Origin of the sequence: Aestuariimicrobium sp. G57, assembly GCF_050110855.1 — a bacterium.
Classification (GTDB): domain Bacteria; phylum Actinomycetota; class Actinomycetes; order Propionibacteriales; family Propionibacteriaceae; genus Aestuariimicrobium.
In genome coordinates, this window is sequence record NZ_JBNINW010000002.1 from 594152 (window position 1) to 620059 (window position 25908).

A 25908-nucleotide genomic window follows, 5' to 3' on the forward strand; every position below is an offset into this window, starting at 1 on the left:
AAATCTAGGACTCATGAGTGAGCCCGCAACCGACCCCGTCCAGCAGATCACCACGGCTTACACGTTCGACGAGCCGGCCATCGACCTGGGTGTGCTGCTGCACGATGACGAGCCGGTGCCGGGCAGCCGTATCCGCTTCCCGTTGTCGATGCTGAACCGCCACGGGCTGATCACCGGTGCGACCGGCACGGGCAAGACCAAGACGCTGCAGGTGCTGGCCGAGGCGATCTCGGCTGCTGGTGTGCCCGTGTTCGCCGCCGACATCAAGGGTGACCTGTCCGGCCTGGCCGCCCCCGGTGAATCGAGCCCGAAGCTGGCCGAGCGCACTCAGCAGATCGGCCAGGACTGGCAGCCCCATGCGGCCCCCGTCGAGTTCTTCGCGCTCGGTGGGCAGGGTGTCGGGGTGCCGATCCGGGCGACGGTGACGGCATTCGGGCCGGTGCTGCTGTCGAAGGTGCTCGGACTCAACGAGGTGCAGGAATCCACTCTTGGCCTGATTTTCCACTTCGCCGACAACAATGGGCTGCCGCTGCTCGACCTGGCCGACCTGCGCGCGGTCATCCAGTTCCTGACCAGCGACGAGGGCAAGGGCGAACTGGCGAACCTCGGCGGTGTGTCGAAGGCCACAGCCGGGGTGATCCTGCGCAACCTGATCAACTTCGCCGAGCAGGGGGCGGACGAGTTCTTCGGCGAGCCGGAGTTCGACACCGCTGACTTCATGCGGGTGACCGGTGACGGCCGGGGCATCATCTCGCTGCTGGAGCTGCCGAACCTGCAGGACCGGCCCATGGTGTTCAGCACGTTCCTGATGTGGCTGCTGGCCGACCTGTTCGCCGAGCTGCCCGAGGTCGGCGACCCCGACAAGCCGAAGCTGGTCTTCTTTCTCGACGAGGCGCACCTGCTGTTCACCGACGCCTCGAAGGCGTTCATGCAGGCCATCACCCAGACGGTGCGGCTGATCCGCTCGAAGGGCGTCGGCGTGTTCTTCGTCACCCAGGTGCCCACCGATGTGCCGGACGATGTGCTGGCCCAGCTGGGTTCACGGGTGCAGCACCAGCTGCGGGCGCACACCCCCAAGGATGCCAAGGCCCTGAAGGCGACCGTGCAGACCTTCCCGACGACCGACTACGACCTGGCCGAGCTGCTGCAGACGCTGGGCACGGGCGAGGCGGTCATCACGGTGATGGACCCCGATGGTGCGCCCACGCCGGTTGCCCCCACGCGGATCCTGGCGCCGCAGACCCTGATGGCGGCGCTGTCGCCGCAGGTGCTCGGCCCCGGTATCCAGGGCTCGCCCATGATGGCGAAGTACGGCGCCGAGATCGATCGGGACTCGGCCTACGAAATGCTGACCCGCAAGCTTGAGGCGGGCGCCCGGCAGGCCGAGATCGAGGCCCAGCAGGCTGAGGAAGCCAAGCGGGCACAGCAGGCGGCAAAGCAGCAGGAAGCCGCCGACCGCGCGCCCCAGCGGTCGTCCGGTTCTCGTGGACGGGCGCCGAAGCCGGAGCCGTCGATGGCCGAAAAGGTGTTCGGCAGCAGTGTGTTCAGGCAGGCCACCAACACCGTGACCCGCGAGATTGTGCGCTCGATCTTCGGCACGGCCCGCCGGCGCCGCTGAGTCAACGGCGCCGGACGGCCGAGCCCCCGAATGGCGCGGCTACTTCATCGTGCCCTGCGACACCGAGCCCTGCAGCTGGCGCTGGAAGATGACGTACATCAACAGCACCGGCAGCACAGTGATCACCACGGCGGCGAACAGTGCACCGAAGTCGACGTCATAACCCGCGGCTGAGGCGAACCGCGCCAGACCTTGCGAGAGCACGTAGTTGTCTTCATTGGTGTTCAGGGCCACGGGCAGCAGGAACTGGTTCCACAGGCCGAGGAAGTTGAAGATGCTCACCGAGGCCAGGCCCGGCCGCGCCATGGGCAACATGATGCGGAAGAACGTCGTCCACTCACTGGCGCCGTCGATGGCCGCCGCTTCACTGATCTCATAGGGCAGCGATCGGAAGAAGGCATACAGGAAGAACACCGTGAACGGCAGCGCGTACGAGACGTAGGTCAGGATCAGACCCGGCAGCGTGTTCAGCAGACCGAACCCCTGCAGGATGAAGAACAGCGGCACGATGGCCAGGAACACCGGCACCATCAACCCCGCCAGCAGCGCGAAATAGATCAGCCGCGCCCCGGGGAACTTGAACCGGGCCAGCACATAGGCGCACATGGCACCGAGCAGCATCACCAGGATTTCGGCGCTGACCACCACGATCACGGTATTGCCGAAGTACTTGCCGATGCCTGCGGTGTTCCATGCCGTCACGTAGTTGGTGAAGTTCAGGCTGCTGGGCAGGTCGAACGGCGACGCGAAGATCTCGCTCGTCGTCTTGAACGAGGTCATCAGCGTCCACAGCATGGGCGCGATGACGATGATCGTCCAGATGACCAGCAGCACATGGGCCACGGCCCCGAAGGCCTTGTCACCGGGTGTGCCGCTGGGGTGGCGCTTGGCGATGGCCTGCACGTCATGGGTGTCGAGCGTGCCGATCGAGCGGCGCGGTGCCTCGGGCGCGGTGCCCTGCGCCCCGCTGGTGTCAGTCGTCGTGCTCATGCCATCGTCACCTGGTCCTTGCCGCCGGACAGCCGGTTCACGGTGAACACGATGGCTGCGAAGATGCCCGTCAGAATGCCCATCATCACGCCCATCGCGCAGGCCAGGCCGAACTGGCTCTTCTCGAAGGCCGTCGTCATCAGGTATTGCGGCATCGTCAGGGTCGAGTTGTCGGGGCCGCCGAACGGGTTCAGCGCCTGCATGTAGACGTAGGCGTCGAGCGCCATGATGCCGATGTAGATGTAGGCGGTCTGCACATTCTCACGGATCAGCGGCAGCGTGATCGAGATGGCGGTGCGAAAACGGCCGGCGCCATCGATGCGTGCGGCTTCGTAGATCTCGGACGGGATGCCCTTGACCGCGGCGATGAACAGGATCATGTAGAAGCCGATGAAGCCCCAGATGATGATGAACATGGTCACGGGCATCGCGGTCTTGACATTGCCCAACCAGGCGAACGACTCGAACTGCTCGAACCCGAGCCGGGTCAGGACACCGTTCACGAGACCTGCGCTGGGGTCGAAGATCTGGCCCCACATGATGCCGACGACGATGGCGGGGATCGTGTAGGGGAAGAACGAGACGACGCGGTAGAAGCTGGCGCCCTTCAAGCCGCTGATCTCGCCGACGCTGCGTCCGGCCACGGTGATCATCGTGGCCAGGGCCAGCGAGAGCGTGACGATCACCAGCGGCAGCACGATCGCCAGCAGGATGTTGTTGCGCATGGCGCGCAGGAACAGTTCGTCCTGGAAGAGCTTGGTGTAGTTGTTCAGGCCGACATTGTTCATCTTGTCGGTGAAGCCGTTCCAGTCGGTGAACGAGTAGCCGATGGCCTGGAAGAACGGCGAGACGACGAAGACCGCGTACAACACCAGCGGCAACCCGAGGAAGACGAGGAACAGTGAAATCTTGTCGAAGGTGAGGCTGGCGCGCAGGTTGCGCTTGCGCGACGGTGTGGCCATTCCGGTGTCGGGGACGACCGGTGTCAGCGTGGTCATGGGGTGCCCTTCGCTGTGGGGTCGGTAGGGGTCAAGCACTCAGGGCAACGCCCCGCCGGCCGCGAGGCAGCGACCGTGGTCGGGCGGCGGCTCGTGTCGGCGGGGCGTTGCACCGGGTTGGGGTCAGTCGATCAGGTGACCGTGATCTTCTTGACGGACGAGTCAGCGGCCACACGGTCGCTGATCTTCTGCAAGCCCGAGGTCAGGGCGGCAGCGTCCGACTGACCGGCAAGGAAGCTGTTCCACAGCACCAGCTGTTCCTTGTTCAGGCCGTAGTAGGTGACGAAACGCAGCGCGAAGGTCTTGGTGCCGGCGTCCTTCAGCATCTTGCTCTGCGACTGCAGGGCGGTCGAGCCGAAGCCATCCTCGGGGATGGTGTCCTTGACGATGGTCGGGGCCAGGCGCGTCTTGGCGAAGTTGGTGGCGGCCTCCTTCGACAGCATGGCGCGCAGCACCTCTTTACCGCCGGCGCGGTTCTTGGCCTTGGTCGGCACGATGAAGCCCTCACCGGCTTCGGCGCGCAGGGCCTCGTAGCCGAGCTTGGGGGCGTCGGTGAGCACGAGCTCCGGCATGCCGGTCATCTTGAAGTCGGCCTTGGTCTGCGACTTCATCTCGTTCTCGATCCAGGCACCCGACGGGTAGATCAGGGCTTCCTGGGCGTTCGACCACTGGGCCTGGGCCGCGGTGAACTGGGTGCCGGCGCCGCCTGGCTTCATGTAGCCCTGCTTGACGATGGTCTCGAGCGCCTTGAACACGCCCTGCACCGAGGGGTGCGACCAGGCGTTCGGCTGCAGGTTCTCGAGCGCCAGGCGAACCTCGTCGCCGCCCTCCTTGATGGCCGAGATCATGGCCGAGGTCTGGTAATAGGTCGCGGCCTCCTTGCCCCAGAGCATCAGGAACTTGCCCTTGGCCTTGGCCTTGGCGCCGAGCGCGATGGCCTCGTCGTAGGTCTTGGGTGGGGTCCAGCCCTCTGCCTCGAACAGCGAAGCCGAGTACCACATGCCATAGACGGACAGCACGTAGTTGAGCACGGCGAACTTGTCGTTGTAGGTGCCGGGGGCCTTGACGCCTTCATAGAGGGTGTCGGCGATCTTGGTGCCCTCGTAGTTCTTGGACTCCAGCAGGTCGTCCATCGGCTCGAGCTGGTCGACGATCGAGCCGAAGCCAATGAAGCCGGCGCCGGAGTTGTCGATGAGGTCGGGCGGGTTGCCACCGACAAAGCGGGGCTGCAGTTCCTGGGCGATCTGGGTCGAGGGCTTGACCTCAACCTTGACGTCCGCGAACTTCTTCTTCATCTCGGCTGCGGCGAAGTCGACGTAGTCGGTCTTGTAGCCGCCATTGAAGATGACGGCCTCGACCGAGGTGCCGCCAGCGAGACCGAACGGGTTGTCGTCCGACTTGGCCTGCGTCTGGGCGGCGGTCGTGTCGTTGCTGCTGGACGAGCCAGCGCACGCAGCGAGGGGTGCGATCGCGGCGGTGGCGATAGCGCCACCCAGAATGCCGCGGCGACCGATCTTGGATTCCGGCATGATGCTCCTGTATGCGGTTCAGGTGTTGGCCGGCCACGTCGCCGGTCATACACAGGGCGTGCGAGCAATCTAGCCCCGCGTCACGCCCACAGACAGTCAGCGTGCCCAGTTGTGCGTCGGATCGTCACCAAGCCGTGACGTAATTGCAACGGTAGTGAGCGATCGCTCACTGCCGACGCACTGCTGGTCGCAACGCTGGGGGCATTCGCGCATGGAAACCGATGTCGGGGTGGCCTGGGTCACTGGCCGGCGAGCAGTTCGTGCACGCGCGGCTTCACCCGGGTGCCCATCAGCTCGATCGAGCGCATGATGCCTTCATGGGGCAGCGTGCCGTTGGAGTACTTCACGTCGATGCGCGCCAGGCCCAGGCCCTTGACGATGGCCGCCATCTTCTGGGCGACCGTCTCGGGGCTGCCGACGAGCAGGTTGCCCTCGGGGGCCAGCGCCGCGCCGAACGCCGTCCGGCTGTAGCCGCCCCAGCCGCGTTCGGAGCCCATCTTGCGCATCTGGGCCTCGTAGTGCGGGAACAGCAGGTCAGCCGCCTCGTCATCGGTGTCGGCGACGAAGCCGTGCAGGTGGGCCGCCACCGGCAACTGCGGACGACCAAGCTGGTCGAGGGCCCGGCGATAGAGATTGGCCAGTGGCGCGAACCGCATGGGCTCGCCGCCGATGATCGCGAGCATCAGCCCCAGCCCGTGCTGGGCGGCGCGCACCACCGATTGCGGTGTGCCGCCGACACCGACCCACAGCGGGATCGGCTGCTCTGCAGTGGGGAACACCTGCTGGTCGGTCAGGCCGGCGCGGGTCTGGCCGGTCCAGGTGACAGGCTGGTTGCGCAGCAGTTCGACGAGCAGGTCAAGCCGTTCCTCGAAGAGCAGTTCGTAGTCCTGCAGGTCGAACCCGAACAGGGGGAACGACTCGATGAACGACCCGCGCCCGGCGATGATCTCGGCACGGCCGTTCGAGAGGGCCTGCACGGTCGAGAAGCGTTCGAAGACCCGCACTGGGTCGTCCGAACTGAGCACGGTCACGGCAGAGCCGAGCTTGATGCGTTGCGTGGTCGAGGCCAGGGCGCCCATGACCACTTCGGGGGCGCTCACGGCGTAGTCGACGCGGTGGTGTTCGCCGATGCCGAAGAAGTCGAGCCCGACCCGGTCAGCCAGCTGGCCCTCGGCCACGACGTCGCGCAGCACCTGGCCGTGGCTGAGCATGGTGCCATCGGCGTCGGCGGTGACGTCGCCGAAGGTTTCGACCCCGATCTCGACGGTGGTGCTGGGGCTGGTGGGCTGCTCGGTCATGCTGCGGTCCTCGAATCAGATGCTTGAAGAATCAACTACCTGCAGAACCACGGTGGGGCCGTGGGCATTCCCGGGCCGCCGCCCTGCAGACCTCAGGCCTCGACGCGCAGTCGTCCGGCGTACTGGTCGGTCAACGCCTTGTTGTGCTCGTCGCCGCCCGGCACGTTCGCCGAGATGTAGACCGGGGGAGTGATGCCGCGGGCCACCAGTCGCTCGGCCACCCCCAGCTGCAGCAGCTGGGCGACGTAGGCGCCGGTGATCGAGCTGATCGCGCCCATGGTCATGCCCTCGGTCACCTCAAGGGTCGAGTCGCCGAATGGCGCCAGGTTGTCGATGGTGACATCGGCGAAGTCCTTGAGCCGCTTGCCGCTGGGGTGCTTGGGCTGCACTGCCATGGTGTGCTCCAGGCTGGTGACGGCGATCAGCTGGTGGCCGTGCTGCTTCACCTGTTCGGCCACACCGACGATTGAGCCGTTGACGCCCGAGTTCGAGATGATGATGAACACGTCGCGCGGGTCGCGCGGGTGCAGCTCGAACAGTTCCTTTGACACGCTCGGGTCGCGCTCGAGCTCGGAGCTGTTCAGCGCCGAGACCTCGCGGTTGCCGTAGAGCACGACATTGCGCAGCGCCATGCGCGAAGTGGGGATCAGGCCGCCGGCACGCCCCGCGATCTCCATCGCGAAGGCCTCAGAATGCCCCGAGCCGAACGCCGTGATCACGCCGCCAGCGGCCACCGCGTCGGCCATGATGTCGGCCGCGCGTGCGATGTCGCCGTCCTTCGAGCTCTGGGTCAGCAGCGGCAGGCGACGGGTGACTTCGTCCTGGAAACGGTCGGCGATGGTGGTCACGTTGGTCCTCTCGGATTGTTGCAGCAGTGGCGACACGCAAGACTCTAGGGGCACGCTCTGACAAATCCATCGATGAGAGGGCCAATGACGACCCCAACTGAGCAGATCACCGCGCCGAACCCACCCCGGCGCATCGTCATCGGGGTCGATGCGGGCGGCACCAGCACCAAGGCAGTGCTGCTCGATGACACCGGATGCGTGCTCGCCACTTCTCGCACCGGCCCGGGCAACCCCACCTCGGCCGGGCATGACCTGGCGGTGGCGAACATCGTGGCCGCCTGCACTGCTGTCGTCCACACGGCGCGCGAGCGCCACGGCCAGGTGCCCCCACCCAGCTTCATTGCCTTCACGATGGCGGGCGTGCTGGCTGCGGGCGGGCGGCTGCCCGGGGTGGACGAGGCATTGGCACAGGCGGGCATCCCCGCACCCATCTCGTTCCACGGCGACGTGCTGAGCGCGTATTTCTCGGCGACCGCCGCCGACGAGGGCGCGGTGCTGATCGCGGGCACCGGCTGCACCTCGGCCAGGGTCTCGGGTGGGGCCATCGCCGACACCCACGACGGGCTGGGCTGGTTGATCGGCGACGAGGGCTCCGGGTTCTGGATCGGCCGCAAGGTCGTGCAGGCCGTCTGCCGCGCACTCGACCGGCGCGGCCCCGACACTGCGCTCGTCGACGAACTGGTGGCCATGGTCGACGTCGATTCCGAGCTGGGCATGCCCTGGAAGGACCAGCGGCTGCTCAACCTCATCGCCTGGTCGTACGGCCGCCGCCCGGTCGAACTCGCGGCCGCCGGTGAACTGGTCGCGCGGGTTCCGGACGACCCGGTGGCCCGCGGCATCATCACCGAGGCGGCCGACCGGCTGCTGGTGAACCTGAATGCGTCGGTGACCACCCCGAAGGCGGGTCCGCTCGACGGGCCTGTGGTACTCGGCGGCAGCGTGGTCTCGCCCGGCTCGCCGGTGGGCGACCTGGTGATGGCCCAGCTGGTCGAACAACTGGGTGCTGACAAGGTGTTACGAGCGCGGGATGGCCGAGCGGGGGCGGGGTTGCTGGCGCTGCGGGCACTGGGTGCGCGAGCCGATGACGAGGTGCTCGGGGTGATCACGAGGGGGCTCGACGGGCAAGTAGCCTGAGGGTTGGGAGGTGACCATGACCGATCAGCACCTGTGGTCCGATGACGAGCACCCCGGCGAGGTGCGGGCCTCGTCCTCGTACTGGGGATGGCTGATCGCGACGCTGGCGCTGGGCGTCATCGGGGTGTGGGTGTTGGTTGTCCGGGTCTATCCCGGCGTGCCCGACCCGATGCCCGTGCACTGGAACGGCGCCGGGGTTGCGGACGGGTTCACGCCGAAGAGCCTCGGCGAATTCATCGCGATCGCCGGCCTCGGGCCGTTCTTCTGCCTGGTCGTCTTCGGCATCATCGAAGTGGTGGCTGCGGTCAACCGGGGTGCTCGTCCGGGCGATGGGGCCGCACTCGAAGGCCAGCGCCGGCGCAGCGAGGGTCTGGCCGTGACCCGCAAACACCTGGGCTGGTACCTGTTTGCGATGTCGGCGCTGGTGTTGGCCCTTGTCGCCCGGGGGTACAGCGGCACCTCGTCGCGATGGGACCTGCTGGTGTTCCTGGTGGCGGTCTTTGCGCTGACGGCAGTGCTGGTGGTGGTCGCCACGCGGGACCTCCCGGGCCCTGCTGCCCGCCGCTGAGCGCGCCAAGTGGTGGGGGCCGTTCTATCGCGACGCTGATGATGAACGGGTGTTCGTCGACACCACCGGCGGTCAGGGCACGAACTACACGGTCAACGTGGCCCACCCCGCCGGAAAGGTCGGCGCGGCCGTGCTGCTCGCGGTGCCGGTGCTGCTGGTCGCCGGCCTTGCTGTGGCCGCGCTGGCTGGGTGAACTGGTTGAGCCGCGCGCGTTGCCTCACCCAGTGAGAACCCCACCTTCCGCTCGTCCGGGGTGACCACGTAGCGTCAGCTGCAACGCCATGCCGGGAACGGCACCACTCGGCGCCGCCCGGGCGAATGTCAAGGAGGACACATGCGCGCGGTACAGGTTGTTGGTTACCACCAGAACCTCGAAATGAAGGACGTCCCTGAACCGGAATTGCAGGGACCACTCGACGTCATCATCAAGATCGGTGCAGCAGGCGTCTGCCGCACCGACCTGCACGTTCTTGAAGAGCAGTGGGAGCCCAAGACCCACGTGCCCCTGCCCTACACCATCGGACACGAGAACGCCGGCTGGGTGCACAAGGTCGGTGAGGCCGTCACCAATGTGAAGGTCGGCGACAAGGTGATCCTGCACCCGCTGCTGACCTGTGGCCAGTGCCGTGCCTGTCGCATCGGCGACGACGTGCACTGCGAGAACAGCCAGTTTCCGGGCATCGACACGAACGGCGGCTACGCAGACTACCTGCGCACGTCGTCGCGATGCTGCGTGAAGCTGGACGATTCACTCGAGCCGGCCGATGTGGCCGCGCTCGCGGATGCAGGCCTGACGGCCCAGCATGCGGCGGCGAAGGCGTCGAAGCTGCTGCGGCCGGGGGACTTCTGCCTGATCGTCGGTGCAGGCGGGCTGGGGCACATCGGCATCCAGGTGATGAAGGCGATGAGCAGCGCCACGTTGGTGGTGCTCGACCGCAATCCCGAAGCGCTTGAGCTGGCCAAGCAGCTGGGGGCTGACCATGCCTTCCTGGCTGATGGCAGCCATATCGACAAGGTGCTGCAACTCACCGAGGGGCGGGGTGCACAGGCCGTACTCGACTTCGTCGGCGAGGGTGGGGCCACGGCCGAGAACGTGAGGATGCTGCGTCGGGCAGGGTTCTACTACGTCATCGGTTATGGCGAGAACATCAACGTGCCGACGATTGACATCATCTCGACCGAGATCAGCTTCATCGGCAACCTGGTGGGTTCGTATTCAGACCTGCAGGACCTGATGGCGCTGGCGGCGCAGGGCAAGGTGACGCTGCACACCCAGAAGTACGCGCTCGATGACTTCCAGAAGGCCATCGACGACCTCGACAACGGCCGGGTGCGGGGCCGGGCGATCCTGATTCCGTGACGGGCTGAGGGTGGTTCGGCCCGCTGGGTCTGCCGCGCCGCCCCCTTCACCCCGCTCCTGTCCATTTCACGGCGGGCTCGGGCCGGATGGCGCTGTTGGTGGTGCCTTCGGCCCGGGCCTGCCGGATTCTGGTCGCGGGGGTCTGGTGGCGGGGTCTGGTGGCGGGGCCGTGGTGGGCTGGGGCCATCACCCGGGCGACAGTGTGTGAAAAGACGTCCCCGAGGACGTCTTTTCACACACTGTCGATGTCATGCGCTCGCCGCACCAAGCCCCACCATCGGCCTGTGTCCAGAATCCGGCAGGCATGCCCCGAATCCCCCTGTTGCACCCGGCGCCATCCCCAAGCCCGCCCGGTTCCGGGCACCACCCCCGACCATTCCCTGAACCTGCCCTGAACAATCGCCGTCTGCCACCTGCAGACTGGCAAGCTGGAAGACGGCGCCCGCCCACCAGCCGCCCGCCAGAGAGGAACCACCCGCATGGGACTGTTCGACAAGACCACCAGCAACTCGTCAGGCTCCACCAGCAATGACGTGCCCGACGACGTCGTCACGAAGCTGGTCTCACAACTGCTCTCGGTCGGCATCGACGGTGTCGGCCCCGTCAAGCCCGCCAAGGAATCCGCGGACAAGGCCCTGCACAAGGCCAACGGCAATGTCGAGAAGGCCGTGAAAGACCTTGTCAGCGACCACGTCAAGGCCGCCACCGCCGGCGGTTTCGTCACCGGTCTTGGCGGGTTCATCACCCTGCCCGTCGCCCTGCCGGCGAACGTGCTCGAGTTCTATGTGCTCGCCACCCGCATGACCGCCGGGGTCGCCCACCTGCGCGGTTACAACCTCGCCGAGCCCAGCGTCCGCGCCGCGGTGCTGCTTGCCCTGACGGGCAACCAGGCCGACGAGGTGCTCAGCAAGGTCGGCCTCGGCGGGGCGATGGGTGGCTCGATCACCAAGCTCGCCCTCTCGAAGCTGCCCGCCGCCGCCCTGATGGTGGTCAACAAGGCCGTCGGCTTCCAGATCGTGAAGTCGTCGACGAGCAAGCTGCTCGTCAAGCTCGGCAAGGGCGTCCCCGTCGCCGGCGGTGTCGTCGGCGGTGGCCTCGATGCCTGGATGATGCAGCGCATCGGCAGTCACGCCCGCAAGGAGTTCCCACGGCAGTGATCCCGTCGCACCAGCCGCCCGAACCACCATCGCGCCCCCCGTACGACGAGCAGGGTCAGCTGCAGGAGACCGAGCCCTATGCCAAGCTCTCCTACTGGCTCAACCCTGCGCTCGGCGTCGGCGCGCTGGTGGTCGGCGGCTGGTTCGCCGTGAAAGCCATCAACGCCGGTGACACCGTGGTCGCCCTTGTCGCGATTGCCATCACCGCGCTGTTCGTCGTGAACGGCTAGCTCGGTTTCGTCCAGGCTCGCCGCGCCCTGCGCAGCGATCGCGCCGCCCTGCGCCGCGACCGCGCCCGGACGCCCGACCGCGCCCACACGTCACCAGCCCCCGAGTCGCCCACCACCAATTAAGGTCGAACCATGCCCCTGCTCTGCCTCGACCTCGACGGCACCCTCGTCGACCGCGACACCGCTGCCAATGCCTGGTTGCGCGCCTTCGTCATTGCCCGCGGCGGCAACGAGGGCCTCGTCCATGCCGCCATCACCGCCGACGGCGGCGGCCACCGCCCCAAGCCCGAGGTGCGCGACGACCTCACGAGGCTGCTCGACCTCACCCCGGACGAGTCCGCCCGCATCATCGAAGACCTGCGCGCCGGCATCATCGAGCACCTCACGCTGGTGCCCGATGCGATCGAAGCACTGGCCCGCGCCCGCACCCAGGGCTGGACCCTGCTGATCGTCACCAACGGCGCCACCAGCCAGCAGCAGGCCAAGCTCGCCGCGACCGATCTGGCCGCCCACGTCGACGGCTGGGTCATCAGTGAAGAATGCGGTGTTGCCAAACCCGACCCCGTCATCTTCACCCTGGCCGTCGAGCAGGTGCCCGGCCTCACCACGGACGACCTCGCCGGGGCATGGCACATCGGTGATTCGGCCGAAGCCGATGTGCAGGGCGCCCACAGTGCCGGGCTCCGCTCGATCTGGCTGCGCCGGGGCCGTGACTACCCCGAGGGTGTCGTGGCCCCGACCGCCATGGCCGACAGCTTCAGCGAGGCCGTCGACATCGTGCTCACCAGCCGCTGATTCCGCGGCGCACCAGCACCAGCCCTCAGCGCCCCAGTACCTCGCGCGCCACCAGCGGCACGTTCGTGATCAGCGCATCCACGTCCTGGTCGACCAGGCGCTTCATCACCTCGGGGTCGTCCACTGTCCAGGGGTTCACCTTCACCCCGGCCAGGTGCGCACTGGCGATCTCGTCCTCGGCCAGGCTGCCGTGGTACGGGTGCAGCGCCGACGCGCCGAACGAGCGCGCGTAGTCCCACGAGCGCACCAGCGGCTCGACGTGCAGCACGCCCAGCGGCACCGTCGTGCCCGAATCGGCCAGCTTCGCCAGTGAGCGGTGGTTGAACGACGAGTACAGCACCCGTTCGCCCGCGTGCTTCGCCAGCCGCGACCCGGCGATGGCGACCTCGCAGGCGCCCTCGAGACCGGGGTAGGGCAGCACCGAGTTCTTGAGTTCGATGTTGACCACCAGGTCGGTGTCGGCGACCAGGTCGAAGACCTCGGCCAGCGTCGGGATGCGACAGGTGAACCCGTGCATGCCCTTGTTGAAGTTGTGCTGCCGCAGTTGCTCCAGCGTCTGCTGGCCGACGAACCCAGTGCCGTCGCTGGTGCGGTCGATCGTTTCGTCGTGGCAGACGACCACGACACCGTCAGAGGAGAGTTGGACATCGAGTTCGATGCCATCAGCACCGTGCTCGATCGCCAGCGCGAACGCTTCGAGAGTGTTTTCGGGGGCTTCGGACGACGAGCCGCGGTGGGCCCAGATCTGCGTCATGACGCACAAGCTACCCGAGCCACCCACGGCCCAGCACCCTGTCTGCGACCCCGCGACAAATTCCCAACCACGCCGGTCTAGTCTGGGAACAATTCGCGTGTCCGGGGGTCGTCCTGGGCTGGACAAGGAGGTTCTGATGTCTGATTCTGCACTCGTGATCGCGGTGGACTCATCCACCACCAGCACCAAGGCGATCGTCGTCGATGCCGAAGGCACCGTGCTCGCCGAGGGCCGCGCCGAGGTGCCGATGAGCACCCCGCGCGTCGACTTCTACGAGCAGGACCCCCGCGAATGGTGGCGCACCACCAACGCCGCCATCAAAGAGGCGGTCTCGAACCTCTCTGGCCCCAACCGTGGCCGCATCACCCACGTCTGCGCCACCATCCAGCGCCAGTCGTTCGCGTTGGTCGACCATGCCGGGCAGCCGCTTCGTCCGGGCATTTTGTGGTTGGACGGACGCGCCGCCGAACAGGTGCGCCGCCTGGGCAGCGAGGACCTGCATGTGCTGTCGGGGTTCCAGCCCGATGTGACGCCGTCGTTCTACAAGATCGCGTGGCTGCGTGACAACGAACCCGAGGTGCTCGACCGTGCGGCCAAGGTCGTCGGTGTGCACGCCTACCTGGTCTATGCGATGACCGGGCGCTGGGTCGACTCGCGCGGCACCGCCGACAGCCTGGGCCTGTTCGACATGTCGAAGCAGGAATTCTCGGACGAACTGCTCGACCTGGTGGGCCTGCGCCGCGAGCAGCTGCCCGAGCTCGTCGATTCCGCCTCGAGCATCGACATCGTGCTGCCGTCGGTCAGCAAGGGCTGGGGGCTCACACAGGCCGTCACGCTGGTCGCGTCCTGTGGCGACGGCCAGGCAGCGGCGCTGGGTGCCGGTGCCATCGGCACGGACGAGGCCTACCTCAACATGGGCACCGCGCTGGTGGCGGGCGTCCACTCGCCCACGTATGAGCATGCCGGGGTGTTCCGCACCGATGCGGCGGGCCTGCCGGGGCAGTACGTGCTCGAGATCGTGCAGAACTCCGGCGCCTACCTGGCTGGCTGGTTCCGCCAGGAGCTCGGCGACCCGACGCTCGAGGGCAAGCCCGACCCGGCGCTCGAGGCGGCCGCGGCTGCGGTGCCGGCCGGTTGCGGTGGCCTGGTCACCCTGCCCTACTGGAATGCCGTGCAGTCGCCCCACTGGGACCCGATTGCCAAGGGCGCGATCGTCGGCCTGGCTGGCGCGCACACCCGCGGCGTGATGTACCGCTCGGTGCTCGAGGGCATCAGCATCGAGATGGCCAGCAACCTGAAAGGACTGCAAGAGACGACGGGGGTGCCGCTCACCACGATCCGTGTGGTCGGTGGCGGGCAGCGGTCGCCGTTGTGGCGCCAGATCATGACCGATGCGTGCGGGGTGGGCCTGACCGAGGTCAACCAGTCCGAGGTCTCGGCCATGGGCGCCGCGGTCATGGCCATGGCTGCCGCCGGGGCGCATGACTCGATCGAGTCGGCCGCCAAAGCGATGGCGTCGCTCGGTTCGACCAGCGAACCCGACATGGCCACCCATGAGCGCTACAACGAGCTGGGGGCCATCCAGGCGCAGGTCTACCCGGCGATGAAGGACGTCTTCGAGGCGCAGTACGAGTTCTCGAAGAAGTACCCGCTGAACGACTGAGGTATGCCCTGCGCCCCGCGGTGCTGATCACCGCGGGGCCAGGTGCCTGACATCACCGCACCGGCACCTTCACCACCGCCACCGGTTGTTCGAACTGCGACACCCGCGCGCCCACGTGCACCTGCCACACCCCGGCCGTCGGCAGGGTGAGCTCGACCCGATAACGCCCGGGCGTGCTCTCGACCGGCCTCACAGCCGCCGGCAGCGGCCCGAGTTGCTTCTCGGGCAGGCTCGCCGTGACCTCGACCTGGCCCCCCGCGACCGGCGCACCGTGGTATGCCAGCGTCATCTCGAACGTGTTGGCCCCCGCCAGCAGTGGCGTGATGGTGCCCTCGACCGAGAGCCCCTGCGAGGTCACCCGCACCTCTGCCGCCGTGCCCCCGGACGGCCCCGCCACCGATGGGTGCGGCGTCAACTGGGTCAGTGACCCCGTCACCGCCACCACGAGCACCAGCACCCCGGCCTCGGCGATGAGCACCCGCCGCAGCCGCCGCGCCGGGGCCCGGTCGCCCGGTTGGCGCCTCAGCCACGGCAGCAACCCGAACCTGTTCCAGATGGCCAGCGCGACCGCCACCGCCACCAGCGCCACCTTCACCAGCAGCGTGCGTCCGTAGTTGGTCGACGGCAACGACCACAGGTCGCGGGTCACCAGCCAGGCCATCAACACCCCCGCCGCGGCGAGCACCCCCACGCTGACCAGCGCCACCCCCGAGAACCGCGCCACCATGGTCGCCAGAGTGCCGCCGCTCTCGTCGTCCGGACGAGCACGCGCGGCCACCACCAGGCACACCAACCCACCCAGCCAGACGGCCGCCGTCGCCAGGTGCACCCAGTCGACCAACGCCATGACTGGGATGGGTGGCACGGTGCGGGTGTGGCCGATGAGCACGGGCGCGACCAGGGCGGCAGCGACGGCGACGAGCGCCCCGATCCGCAGTCGGCGCAGCAGCACCGCCCCGACGGCCCCGACGACCATGAACGCCAGGGCGAACAGCTGGGCCTCGAGCACATCGGGCCACCACTGCGACGGGCGCAGCACCGTCCCCGGGCCGAGCCCCAGCACGCGCACCGTCTGGAACGGCACCAGCAACGCCGTGGCCAGCACCGCCACCACCCAGGCCCACGTCGCGATGCGGCGCACCTGCCGATCGAACCGGTCACCGAGCGCAGTGCCCTGCTGCACGAGCACGGTGAAGGTGGCCATGCCTGCCCCGAGCAGCATCCCCAGGTATTGCAGCCCCGTCAGCGCGGTGACGATGGTGCCGACCGCGGTGTTGTCGCGCACCGTCGCGGCGGCGGGGTTGGTGGTGCCCGGTTGCCCGATGTGGAACGTCAGCACACCGTTGATGGGGTGCCCGTCGTCCGAGGCGACGCGCCAGACCAGCTGGTAGGTGCCCTCGCCCATGCTTGTGGGCATGATGATGCGCACCTGCCGATCGCGCGAAACTGCCGTGACCCGCGCCGACCTGCCGCCGGGCTCGAACAGGGTCAGGGCACCCTCGACGGGTGAGACGGGCTCGTTGAACGTCAGGATGACCACCTCGGGCGCGGTCTGCCGGACCGCGCCGTCGCTGGGGTCGGTGCCGACCAGTTCCGCGTGGGCGTGCGCCGGGGACGCGCCGAGCATGGCCAGCACCAGCATGAACAGGGTCACCAGCCCGACACGCAGCCACGGGTGCCGAGCGGGGGCGGTGGTGATGACGCGACGGGGCATGGGCGAGGTCCTTGTGTGGGGCAGTCGGCCGCAGGCAGGCCGGGTATCTCAAGTGTGGCTTTCGCCGATCAGGTCGTCCACCCACCGCGGCACCACCTCGGACGCCGGCCCCAGGTGCACCTCGTCGTAGCGGGCCCAGCCGTCCTGCTCTTCCAGGTTCAGCAGCACGGTGCGTGCCCCGGCAGCGCGGGCCATTGACGAGAACCCGGCGGCGGGGTACACGACGCCTGACGTGCCGACCACCACGAACAGGTCGCACTCGTCGACTGCCTGGGCGATCTCATTCATGCGGTAGGGGATCTCGCCGAACCAGACGACGTCGGGGCGCAGCGTGTGCCCGCCGCAGCGGGGGCAGGGCGGGCGGTTGCCGAGCGGGCCTGTCCACGGCAGTCGGGCGCCGCACTGGCTGCACAGTGCGCTGTTGAGCTCGCCGTGCATATGCACGACCCGCACCGAACCGGCGCGTTCGTGCAGGTCGTCGATGTTCTGCGTCACCAGGGTGAAGCCGGCGTCATCCGTGCTGGTCAGGTGCGCCTCGAGTCGGGCCAGCGCGGCGTGCGCAGCGTTGGGGACGACGCCCTGGGCCTGCGCACGGCGGGTGTCATAGAAGGCGTGCACCAGGTCGGGGTCGCGGGCGAATCCCTCGGGGGTTGCCACGTCGTCGATGCGGTGTGCCTCCCACAGTCCGTCGCTGGCACGAAACGTCTTCAACCCCGATTCGGCCGAGATGCCGGCACCGGTGAGCACGACGAGCTTCATGGGTGCAAGGTATCCGATTCAGGCTTTCTGGGGACCCAAGGCCCTCAACGGCCGCACCACCCACGCTATGTTTGGTGACGTGACGGAGCACTCGTCATGGGACTCCCATTGCCTCGACGTGGAGGCAAGTCGTTGAAGAGGGTCTCACATCGCGTGTGGCCGACGACCATTGCCAATGGGATGGCGAGACCATCGTGTGCGGGGCGCATCGTGGGTAGGCCTCGTTCACGCACCGGCTGGGAGTGTGCACTCTGATGAAACGAGGTATGGAGCCGACGAGACGACCATGGCTGTGGAAGCTGAAAGTGGTCCGGGCGATTGTGATGCGTGATCGTTCGAGACTGTGGAAGCTGCGCCTGGAACAGATGGAGGGGGAAGGCGATCCAGCCGCTGAATCGTTGCGCGGGCAGATTCGAGACCTGCCCTTGGATCGGGTCGAGGGGCATGTCGTCTACCTCGACCTGCCCGGAGAGCGCGGGCTGGAAGCGGACGGCGTCGAGCCTCTGGATGAGGAGTGAGGGTCCAAGCTGGATCACCGCACCTTCTGTAGCGTCCCATGATGGCGAATAGCGTGACCTCATAGTTCGGATCAGGGTAACTTGCCCCCATGAATCGATCTGGCCGCTGGCGCGCCATAGCTGGCGCATGGCTTGTCGCCATGCTCTCGTGTGCTCCGATGGCGGACCTGGAATGGCGGTACTGGCAAGGCAGTGGTATCGGCGGTGTCCTGTGGTTGGTCCTGGCCGCGCTGCTGCCATGGCTTGGATCCCGCCTGTTGATGCATTCTCGTGAGAGTGCGACCCGCCCTGCCAATCTTGCGCTCGTGCTGCAGTTGCCGGTCTTGGTCGTGCTCGTTGGCTGTTACCGGGCTGCCCGCCATGACTCGTTCGATTCACCGGCATTTGCGCTCGCCATCGGCGTTTTCGGAATCTGCTACACCTTTGCAGTGATGAACAGCTGGTGGCGAGGCGTGCGCTCCGGCGATGGGGATCGTTCTCGCGAGCGACCGTGGCAGGGGCCCCGGGACTGGTAGCGCCCGAGCCAGGTTGGCTTGCCTATCCCATCCTGCTGGTGTTGGCGCTGTTCGGCTCGGAACGCAGTTCGGGGGGCTCCCCAGAGCCCCCCGAACCATGCCTCAGAAACCGTGCTTCAGACGGTCATGCCGCCCTCAGCTCACACCTGCGGCGCGATCATGCCGTCGGTGGGCACCGGCGCGTTGGTCCAGTAGCCCTCGGGGCCGAACAGCTTCTCGACGACCTCGTCCAGCAGGCCCAGCTCGAACAGCGCGTCCATGATCGTGTAGCGCGAGCGGATGGTCTGGCTCTGGTAGTACGTCTGCTTCAGCTTGTCAATCGAGATGTCAATCTGGGCGACGTGGTAGGGCCCGCCGACGCGCTTGAGGATGTCGGCGATCTCTGCCGGGGTCATCACCTGCGGCTTGACCCGGTCGAGGATGGCCTGCCAGTGGTCCTTGATCAGCTGCACCCTTTCGGCGACCTGCTCGCGCGGGATGTACTTGGCGCGCGACTGCCCCAGTGCGGCCTCCTGGATGGCCGGGATCGGCTGCAGGTCGATGATCCGCTGGTCGTTCTGCTCGGGGGTGAGCCATTCGGCGGCGCGCTTCTCGGGGTCGACAGCGGCGACGTCGAGCTGGTCGAGCACCTCATAGACGGCCGATGAGGCGATGGTGCCGATGCCGACCTTCTGGCCGTGGCTCAGCGGGGGCTCCCAGTCGAGGCCGTGGCCCTCCATCTCCCACTGGTGGCTGAAGTTGTGCCCGGCACCCGAGGCGGGGCGGGACGACTGGTGCGCCTGCATGGCCAGGCCCGACAGCAGCAGCTCGTCGGCCAGGCCCTCGATGGCGTTGGCATCACCAGCGGCCAGGCCGTCCGGGTCGGACAGCGCGTCGCGCAGCGGGCCCTGCACCAGGCCCCAGACGTACTCGTCGACGGCCTCGATGCCGAGCTCGTCGGCGACCAGCCAGTCGGCGCCGCCCGGAACCTTCTCGATCAGGTCGCCCAGACCGGTGGCGGTCAGCCGCTTCGGCGCGGCCGCCATCAGGTCATAGTCGGCGACCAGCGCGGTCGGGGCGGGGCAGTTGCGGGTGATCTTGAACCCGTCCCGGGTGATCGAGGCACCGAACGCGGCATAGCCATCCATCGACGCGGCCGTGCACACGTTCATGTACAGCCGACCCAGCTCGCCCGAGGCCAGCTTGGTGATGTCGTTCAGGGTGCCCGAGGCGATCGAGACCGCCACGGCGTCGAGCGGCTCGAGCTTATCGCGCAGCGCGGTCACGTTCTCGTAGCCGGCGTACAGGGTCGGGGTGCCCGGAAAGATGATGGGCTCCTCGAGTGCGACGCCCGCATCCTCGAGCGACTTCTTCACCTGCTCGCCGGCGACACCCCAGGTGTTCTCGTCGGCGACCAGCACGGCCTTGGCATCACCGAAGGTCTTGGTGAAGACCTCGCCGACCTGCCCCAGCACACCGTGGCCGGTCACGATGGCCTTGGTATCCGTGGCGTTCTCAAGGGCCTTGTCGATCAGTTCTGACATCACTGCCTCCATCAAGTCGAGTCGATGGCCCAACGATATCGATCCGTGACCATCACGTCAGGGGTGGGTGACAACGTGCGGCGTGCTGCGGGATTGGTGGCAAAATCGTGCCCATGCCAGCGCCAGCTCCCATCGCCCCGGGCTCCGTCGCCTTCGACTCGATGACGCAGATGCGTACCGAGGTCGAGCAATTCGTGCCCAACGACGACGAGGTGCGCATCGGTGACCCCGCCGAGTCGGTCGAACAGGAATTCTCGGTACGCCGCCGCAACGCGTCGCGTCCCGTGCGGATGGCCTATGGCAAGTCGCTGCGCGACCGGGTGCCGCGCGCCGACCTGGGCCTCTGGACACCCACCGCCCGCACCGAGGACCCCGTCGAACAGATCATCGCCTCGCATGCCGGACGCATCGAACGACTCATCCCGCTGCGGGTGGCGCGCATGACGGCCTCGCCCTACGGCTTCTTGCGGGGGGCGGCGAACGTGGCCGCGAGTGACTCGTCCGTGATGCCCTATTCCGGCATCATGCCGGTGATCTGCGGTGACGCCCACCTGGGCAACTTCGGCTTCTACCGCACCAGCGAGGGCGAACTGGTCATCGACCTGAACGACTTCGACGAGGCCCACCCCGGCCCGTGGGAATGGGACCTGCGGCGTCTCGTCGCCAGCGTCTGGGTCGCAGGTCGCCAGAACGGCCTGCGCGAGGACCAGTGCGCCGAGGCCGTCGCCCAGTGCGTGCGCGCCTACCGCGACGAGCTGCGCCATGAATCGGCGCAGCCGCTGCTGACCAGGGCATTCGCCCGGCTCGATGTCGATCGGCTCAGCGAAACCGTCAGCGAGGAGTCGCTGCGCGACGAGGTCGAACGGGCCACCGCCAAGGCCCGCCGCAAGACCTCTGACCGCGCCCTGCCGAAGCTCACCGAACCCGATGGGAGCGGCCAGCGGCGCATCATCGACGCGCCGCCCATCACCATGCGTTCACCACGGGAGCGCTTCGAGCAGATCGGCGAGGCCCTCGATGACTACCTGACCACGCTGCCCACCCAGTGGGCACGCACCGTGTCGGGCTACACCCTGGTCGACGTCGCCCACAAGGTCGTCGGCGTGGGGTCGGTCGGCTTGCGGGCGTTCATTGCGCTGCTCGAGGGCTCGAGCCCGGACGACGTGCTGTTCCTGCAGCTGAAGCAGGCCAGGCGTTCAGTGCTGGCCCCCTATGTGCACGGCGACACCCCGCTGCACGACCACCAGGGCCGCCGCGTCGTGGAATACCAGCAGGCGCTGCAGACCGCGTCCGACCCGCTGCTGGGCTGGTGCTCGATCGGCGCGGTCGACCCGGCAAACACCCGGCTGACAATGCTGCCGGGCGATGACGGCCCCGAACAGCACTATTACGTGCGCCAGTACCGAAACCTCAAGGGTGCGGTCGTCGTCGACGGTCTGGACGCCCCGGCGCTGGCTGACTACGCCAAGGTGTTGGGCCTGCTGCTGGCGAAGGGGCATGCCCGCACGTCCGGCGCCTCGATGATCGCCGGATACATCGGCAAGTCCGACACGGTGCCGGATGCCTTCGTCCGATTTGCGCAGGCCTATGCCGACCAGACCGAGGCCGACCACGCGGCGATGCTGGCGGCCGTCAAGCAGGGCAGGCTGCCCCAACCAGAGGGTGAGTGAGCTCGTCCAGAATTCTATCGTCGAGAATTCTGTGGTGAACGGCTCAACCTTTCCCGACCGCCGGGCGTGGTGACGGACAGGGAGAGGGGGCAGGCATGAGCCGGGACACCGACGCGAGCTTCGTGCAATTCGTCGACGAACGCAGCGCAGAGCTGTTGCGCGTGGCGATGTACCTGACCGGGCAACGCGACGAGGCCCACGACCTCGTGCAGACCGCGCTCGAGCGCGCCTATTGCAAGTGGGCGAAGCTCGAACCGGGCGGCCAGTTCGGTTACGTGCGCACGATCATGGTCAACGCCCACAACGACGGGCTGCGCCGCGTCATGCGCTGGGGACGAAAGTCAGGCCAGCGAGACCCCGAACGCACCCAGGTAATGAGCGACGGCGAACTGCAGTGGGTCACCCCCGAATCGCGTTCGCCCGAAGCGCTCGTGGTCAACCGCGACCTGCTGCGCCGGGGCCTCGACCGACTGACGGACCGCGAACGGACCGCTGTGGTGCTGAGGTTCTGCGAAGACATGTCAGAGGCTGAAGTGGCCAACCAGATGGGGGTTGCTGTCGGCACCGTCAAGAGCACCGTCTCGCGGGCGCTCGCCAAACTCAGGGTCGTTGCCGCGCCAGCGATGGCCGCCGGCCCCGCCGCACACGAAAGGGGCGAGCGATGAACACGGACGATTTGCGCGATCTGATGCAGGGCAACGGGCCTGGCGACGACCGCCTCGATGGCACCCAGATGCTGCAGTTCGCCAAGCAGGCCCGCACCCGCAGGCGGGTCGTCGCTGGCGGCATGACCGCCGCGGCTGCGGTGACGGCCTTCGCGGTGGCCTGGGGCGCGGGCGCGCTCGGGCGCACCACCGAGACCACGCCGACCTGGGCCGGCACTCCGACCTTTGCGCCGACGACGACCTCGCCGAGTCCCGTGCGGCCGTCGCCGACGACAGCACAGCCGAGCGCGCCGGCGAGCTCGCTGCCCGCGACGTTGCCGACCTCTCAGCAGACCACACGATCCACGACGTCGCAGGGGGCGGTGCTGGGGCTGTGCACGTCGACGACGGCGCTGCCGCAACTGCGCTCGGTGGCCGGGCTGATGGCTGCCGGCCCCGGTGGGCGCCTGTTGGTCACCGCCAGCAGCCGCACTGCGACGGTCACCATCGACAATGTGGTGAAGCTGGAATACACCGTGCCCGACACCATGGGCTACCTCGGTGCCCAGACCGACGGTCGGTTCGTGGTGCTCGCGGTCGCCCACACCGCCAACAGTGACGACATGGCCGCCACGTACTACGTATGGGACTCTCAGGGCAGTGGTGACCCGAAGCAACTGCTCGTCACGCCCCAGTCGGGCACCCTCGAGGTGCGCGACGGCCATGCCCTGATCGCGAAGACGACCACGTCGTCCGAGAAGGCGACAGCAGAGCTGACACTGTTCAACCTCGCGGCCGGCACGAGCACGGTCGTGCACAACGGCGAGTTCGTCTCGGCACACCTGCTGGACGGCGGTCGCTACGTGCTGCTCACCCCGAACGCGGGAGCGGTGAAAATCGCGGGCACCGGGCCGGCGATGCGTTCCGGTGACAAGACGATGTTCCCGCCCTTCGGCAGCAATGGCGACAGTTACGTGTTCTCGGGGGCCAGCAACTCGGCGGGGGCCTGGGTGTGGTCGCCGGCCATGCCGCAGCCGCTCAAGGTCACCGACGCGATGAACACCGACCCCGGCGTGGGACGCAACTTCGCCGTGGTGCGGGCCATGGACAACCAGGGCACCGGCACCTATTATCTCGTCGACCTGCGCACCGGCGGACGGACCACGTTGCCGCCGAGCACGGGCCCCAGCGACGACATCTGGCGCATCACCGCAGACGATGTGCTGGTGCGGGCCCCGGGTCCGGGGGCCGAGGGTGCGGGGGCTGTCATGGATGCGTCCGAGCTGAGGTTGGGCTGTTGAAGTTGGGCTGCTGAGCGGGTGACAGCGGGTGATGCTGGGCGGGGCCATGGATGATGGCCCCGCCCTAGACTCGTCCTGTGGCCGAAGACCAGAGCATGGAACAGATCCTGCGGGCAGGGTGGCGCTCGGTCGCGGCCTACATCAGGTCACGGGCCCGCAGCGGCTGGACCCGCGCACGCGGTGCGCTCGTCCCCAACACCCAGGCGGCCATCTTCGCGACCATCGCATGGTTGATCTGCCGGTATGGGTTAAACGAGCCGCACCCGATCTTTGCGGCGATCGCCTGCTACCTGGCCATGGGGTTCAGCCGCAACCGCCAACCGCGGCGGGTGCTCGAGATCGGCCTGGGTGCCACATTCGGTGTGTTCGTCGGTGAGATGGTCGGGCGGTTCCTGGGGTTCGGCTGGTGGCAATTGCTGTTGATCATGATGGTGACGCCGCTGGTGGCCAGATTCATCGACCGGGCAGACCTGATGACATTCCAGTCGACGATCAACGCGATGGTGGTGGCCTCGATGATCTCGATCGCGGCGGGCGTGCCCGGCCAGAGCGGCATCAGCCGGTGGACGGATGCGCTGATTGGCTCGGGCGTGGCACTGGTGGCGGCACTGGTGTTGCCGCGCAGCATCACGACCCGTCCGCGGCGGTACGCGGCGACGGCGGTGCAGCGGTCGGCCGATGCCCTGGAGGCCATCGGCAAGGGGCTGGTCAAGGGCGACGGGGGCCAAATCCGCTCGGCGGTGGGCCACCTGGCCGTCGTCCGCCACCAGGTGACCGACGGCAGCGCGGCGCAGTCGTCGGCGGCTGACCTGGCGCTGATCAACCCGCGGTTTCGGGGCGACAGGGTTGAGCTGGCCGAGATCGACCGGTTGTTGACGATCACGTCGCGCATGCACACGTCGTTGACGATGCTGACCAGGCAGGCGCGCTCGATGGTGGGCGAACAGGGTGCGGTGCCGGTGCCGGGCAAACTGGTGCTCGAGGTGGCCACGGCGATGCGACACCTGTCGTCGGCGATCGACCACTTCACCAAGCCGGTGCTGGCGCGCAACGAGGCCATGCAGGTGGCGGCCGACCTGACGCCGCTCGAGCTGGCCGCGAAGGGGGACTGGCGCACCACGGCGCTGGTGTCGCTGCTGCGGGCGGTGGTGGTCGACCTGCTGCTGTTGACGGGGCTCTCGCTTGAACAGGCGCGGGCGACGCTGGAGCAGCCGGGGACGCTGGACCCTGATCGGGTGAAGGCGCAGCTGCCCGAGGAACATGGGTCGAGCCTGTGGGGCACGGTGACGATGCCGGCGGTGCAGGTGACGCCGAGCGATCCGGAGGGGTGAGGGGGTGGGCGTTTGGTCCGCGTTTGCCTTTCATAACCAAGTTTGCCTTCGATATGTCGCAGGCAAACTTCGTTAGAAGGGCAACTGGTGGTGTGTGCGGGATTGGGAGGAGTGGGCTCGGGCCCTTGTTTAGGGTTGATGCGAGCCGGATCCGCCCCCTGGGTGCGCGCCGACACCATTGTGTACGCGTCGACACCTGTCGACGGGTGTCGAAGTGCACCCAAGGGTGTCAGCGTGGACGAACAAGGTGTCGGCGGTGGTGCTCGCTGGCGGTGGTGCAGGCCCGAGCTCATGCTCGTCCGGGGTGTGATCGGTGCGCCGGACCCACGACAGCGGCGCAGCTGGTGAAACCAGACAAACTTGCGCTGGTGCAAGTGTTTCGGGCGGTGTGGGTTGATCCGGGCGAAGAACTTGTTCAGGTGCACCATTGTCTGGATGAGGGCTGGTGGACGCGGTGACTGGTGTTGAACGAGCTCGGAAGTCGCACAACCCCAGTGGGGCGGGTGCAGGCAAACACGGGGTGCGGCCCTATTGCCGGTGGCCCTCGACCAACGCCGTCAGCAGCTCGGCGAGTTGTTGCCGCTGGGCGTCGTCGAGCGGGGCGAAGTATTCATCCGAGTCACGCCGTCGTTGGGCGAGCACTGCCGCGGCCAGGTCTCGTCCGGCAACCGTCGGCGTCACGATCACCGCGCGGCGGTCGGACGGGTCAGGTTCACGGCTGACCAGCTCGAGGGCCTGCAGCTGGTCGATCACCTCGGTCGTCGAGCGCGGGGCGATGCGCAGGCGGTCGGCAAGGACTTTCAGGCGCATGCCCTCGTCGTCGTGCATCAGCGTGATCAGCGCGCGCCACTGCGCGGGGGTGATGCCCCAGGGGGCGAGTTGTTCGCTCCACCGGTGTCGAAGCCCCCGGAATGCGCCGTGCAGCAGGGTGCCCAGGTCGGTGGGCTGCTCGGGCGGCACGAGTTCGGCGGGCATGGGCACGGCCCCACGC

Annotated in this window: 25 protein-coding genes; 15 read left to right on the plus strand and 10 right to left on the minus strand. The window is 67.7% G+C overall.

Annotation, left to right across the window (positions count from 1 at the left end; translation table 11 throughout):
- Window positions 1-13 precede the first annotated feature (13 nt).
- Window positions 14-1618 carry a helicase HerA-like domain-containing protein gene (locus ACQCX5_RS06685; protein WP_434541231.1) on the plus strand — a complete coding sequence of 535 codons (1605 nt, stop codon included), beginning with the start codon at window positions 14-16 and terminating at the stop codon, window positions 1616-1618.
- 39 nt (window positions 1619-1657) lie between these two features.
- Here the strand turns inward: ACQCX5_RS06685 and ACQCX5_RS06690 are convergent, their stop codons facing one another.
- From ACQCX5_RS06690 to ACQCX5_RS06710, 5 genes are all read right to left on the minus strand, one after another.
- Entirely contained in the window at window positions 1658-2608 is a 951-nt protein-coding gene (locus tag ACQCX5_RS06690) for a carbohydrate ABC transporter permease (RefSeq protein WP_434541232.1), read from the minus strand.
- Window positions 2605-3606 carry a carbohydrate ABC transporter permease gene (locus tag ACQCX5_RS06695; protein ID WP_434541233.1) on the minus strand — a complete coding sequence of 334 codons (1002 nt, stop codon included), beginning with the start codon at window positions 3604-3606 and terminating at the stop codon, window positions 2605-2607. The genes ACQCX5_RS06690 and ACQCX5_RS06695 overlap by 4 nt, the downstream gene beginning before the upstream one ends.
- A 131-nt stretch (window positions 3607-3737) precedes the next feature.
- Window positions 3738-5135, minus strand: a complete 1398-nt coding sequence (gene ngcE, locus ACQCX5_RS06700) for an N-acetylglucosamine/diacetylchitobiose ABC transporter substrate-binding protein (protein WP_434541234.1) — start codon at window positions 5133-5135, stop codon at window positions 3738-3740.
- A gap of 239 nt (window positions 5136-5374) precedes the next feature.
- Window positions 5375-6433: an LLM class flavin-dependent oxidoreductase gene (locus ACQCX5_RS06705; RefSeq protein ID WP_434541235.1), complete on the minus strand. Its 1059-nt coding sequence runs from the start codon at window positions 6431-6433 to the stop codon at window positions 5375-5377.
- A 92-nt stretch (window positions 6434-6525) separates the two neighbouring features.
- Window positions 6526-7281 carry a sugar isomerase domain-containing protein gene (locus ACQCX5_RS06710; protein ID WP_434541236.1) on the minus strand — a complete coding sequence of 252 codons (756 nt, stop codon included), beginning with the start codon at window positions 7279-7281 and terminating at the stop codon, window positions 6526-6528.
- Window positions 7282-7365: 84 nt separating this feature from the next.
- Between ACQCX5_RS06710 and ACQCX5_RS06715 the strand changes: the two genes are divergently transcribed.
- From ACQCX5_RS06715 to ACQCX5_RS06745, 7 genes are all read left to right on the plus strand, one after another.
- Entirely contained in the window at window positions 7366-8415 is a 1050-nt protein-coding gene (locus tag ACQCX5_RS06715) for an N-acetylglucosamine kinase (RefSeq protein ID WP_434541237.1), read from the plus strand.
- A gap of 16 nt (window positions 8416-8431) precedes the next feature.
- Entirely contained in the window at window positions 8432-8983 is a 552-nt protein-coding gene (locus tag ACQCX5_RS06720) for a DUF1648 domain-containing protein (RefSeq protein WP_434541238.1), read from the plus strand.
- Window positions 8984-9032: 49 nt separating this feature from the next.
- Window positions 9033-9176: a hypothetical protein gene (locus ACQCX5_RS06725; RefSeq protein ID WP_434541239.1), complete on the plus strand. Its 144-nt coding sequence runs from the start codon at window positions 9033-9035 to the stop codon at window positions 9174-9176.
- A gap of 141 nt (window positions 9177-9317) precedes the next feature.
- Window positions 9318-10343: an NAD(P)-dependent alcohol dehydrogenase gene (locus ACQCX5_RS06730; protein WP_434541240.1), complete on the plus strand. Its 1026-nt coding sequence runs from the start codon at window positions 9318-9320 to the stop codon at window positions 10341-10343.
- Between the two features lie 479 nt (window positions 10344-10822).
- Complete coding sequence (locus ACQCX5_RS06735; protein ID WP_434541241.1) at window positions 10823-11500, plus strand: EcsC family protein; 678 nt, start codon at window positions 10823-10825, stop codon at window positions 11498-11500.
- Window positions 11497-11730 carry a hypothetical protein gene (locus tag ACQCX5_RS06740; RefSeq protein ID WP_434541242.1) on the plus strand — a complete coding sequence of 78 codons (234 nt, stop codon included), beginning with the start codon at window positions 11497-11499 and terminating at the stop codon, window positions 11728-11730. Before ACQCX5_RS06735 ends, ACQCX5_RS06740 begins: the two co-directional genes overlap by 4 nt.
- Window positions 11731-11862: 132 nt before the next feature.
- Entirely contained in the window at window positions 11863-12525 is a 663-nt protein-coding gene (locus tag ACQCX5_RS06745; protein ID WP_434541243.1) for an HAD family hydrolase, read from the plus strand.
- A 25-nt stretch (window positions 12526-12550) separates the two neighbouring features.
- Here the strand turns inward: ACQCX5_RS06745 and ACQCX5_RS06750 are convergent, their stop codons facing one another.
- A complete protein-coding gene (locus tag ACQCX5_RS06750; RefSeq protein WP_434541244.1) occupies window positions 12551-13279 on the minus strand; it encodes a glycerophosphodiester phosphodiesterase in 729 nt (242 codons plus the stop codon).
- Between the two features lie 136 nt (window positions 13280-13415).
- Here ACQCX5_RS06750 and ACQCX5_RS06755 point away from each other — a divergent pair, with 136 nt between their 5' ends.
- Window positions 13416-14942, plus strand: coding sequence for a xylulokinase (locus ACQCX5_RS06755; RefSeq protein ID WP_434541245.1), 1527 nt, complete (start codon window positions 13416-13418; stop codon window positions 14940-14942).
- A 52-nt stretch (window positions 14943-14994) separates the two neighbouring features.
- On the opposite strand, the gene ACQCX5_RS06760 is transcribed toward ACQCX5_RS06755, so the two are convergent.
- Together ACQCX5_RS06760 and ACQCX5_RS06765 are read right to left on the minus strand one after the other, a co-directional pair.
- Entirely contained in the window at window positions 14995-16656 is a 1662-nt protein-coding gene (locus ACQCX5_RS06760; RefSeq protein WP_434541246.1) for a CopD family protein, read from the minus strand.
- Window positions 16657-16704: 48 nt separating this feature from the next.
- Window positions 16705-17415, minus strand: coding sequence for an NAD-dependent deacylase (locus tag ACQCX5_RS06765; RefSeq protein WP_434541247.1), 711 nt, complete (start codon window positions 17413-17415; stop codon window positions 16705-16707).
- A gap of 266 nt (window positions 17416-17681) precedes the next feature.
- On the opposite strand from ACQCX5_RS06765, the gene ACQCX5_RS06770 reads away from it, so the two are divergent.
- Together ACQCX5_RS06770 and ACQCX5_RS06775 are read left to right on the plus strand one after the other, a co-directional pair.
- Entirely contained in the window at window positions 17682-17933 is a 252-nt protein-coding gene (locus ACQCX5_RS06770) for a hypothetical protein (protein WP_434541248.1), read from the plus strand.
- Window positions 17934-18091: 158 nt separating this feature from the next.
- Window positions 18092-18448 (plus strand): hypothetical protein, encoded by a 357-nt coding sequence (locus ACQCX5_RS06775; protein WP_434541249.1) that lies wholly within the window; start codon window positions 18092-18094, stop codon window positions 18446-18448.
- A 140-nt stretch (window positions 18449-18588) separates the two neighbouring features.
- On the opposite strand, the gene ACQCX5_RS06780 is transcribed toward ACQCX5_RS06775, so the two are convergent.
- Window positions 18589-19971 (minus strand): sn-glycerol-1-phosphate dehydrogenase, encoded by a 1383-nt coding sequence (locus ACQCX5_RS06780; RefSeq protein WP_434541250.1) that lies wholly within the window; start codon window positions 19969-19971, stop codon window positions 18589-18591.
- 113 nt (window positions 19972-20084) lie between these two features.
- Here ACQCX5_RS06780 and ACQCX5_RS06785 point away from each other — a divergent pair, with 113 nt between their 5' ends.
- The 4 genes from ACQCX5_RS06785 to ACQCX5_RS06800 all read left to right on the plus strand — a co-directional run bounded on the left by ACQCX5_RS06785 (window position 20085) and on the right by ACQCX5_RS06800 (window position 24917).
- A complete protein-coding gene (locus ACQCX5_RS06785; protein WP_434541251.1) occupies window positions 20085-21641 on the plus strand; it encodes a DUF2252 domain-containing protein in 1557 nt (518 codons plus the stop codon).
- A 95-nt stretch (window positions 21642-21736) separates the two neighbouring features.
- Complete coding sequence (locus ACQCX5_RS06790; RefSeq protein ID WP_434541252.1) at window positions 21737-22306, plus strand: SigE family RNA polymerase sigma factor; 570 nt, start codon at window positions 21737-21739, stop codon at window positions 22304-22306.
- Window positions 22303-23586 carry a hypothetical protein gene (locus ACQCX5_RS06795; protein WP_434541253.1) on the plus strand — a complete coding sequence of 428 codons (1284 nt, stop codon included), beginning with the start codon at window positions 22303-22305 and terminating at the stop codon, window positions 23584-23586. Before ACQCX5_RS06790 ends, ACQCX5_RS06795 begins: the two co-directional genes overlap by 4 nt.
- Window positions 23587-23663: 77 nt before the next feature.
- Window positions 23664-24917 (plus strand): FUSC family protein, encoded by a 1254-nt coding sequence (locus tag ACQCX5_RS06800; protein WP_434541254.1) that lies wholly within the window; start codon window positions 23664-23666, stop codon window positions 24915-24917.
- 528 nt (window positions 24918-25445) lie between these two features.
- On the opposite strand, the gene ACQCX5_RS06805 is transcribed toward ACQCX5_RS06800, so the two are convergent.
- The gene (locus ACQCX5_RS06805; protein ID WP_434541305.1) at window positions 25446-25892 is read right to left on the minus strand and encodes a MarR family winged helix-turn-helix transcriptional regulator; all 447 of its coding nucleotides are present in this window, start codon (window positions 25890-25892) and stop codon (window positions 25446-25448) included.
- Window positions 25893-25908 lie beyond the last annotated feature (16 nt).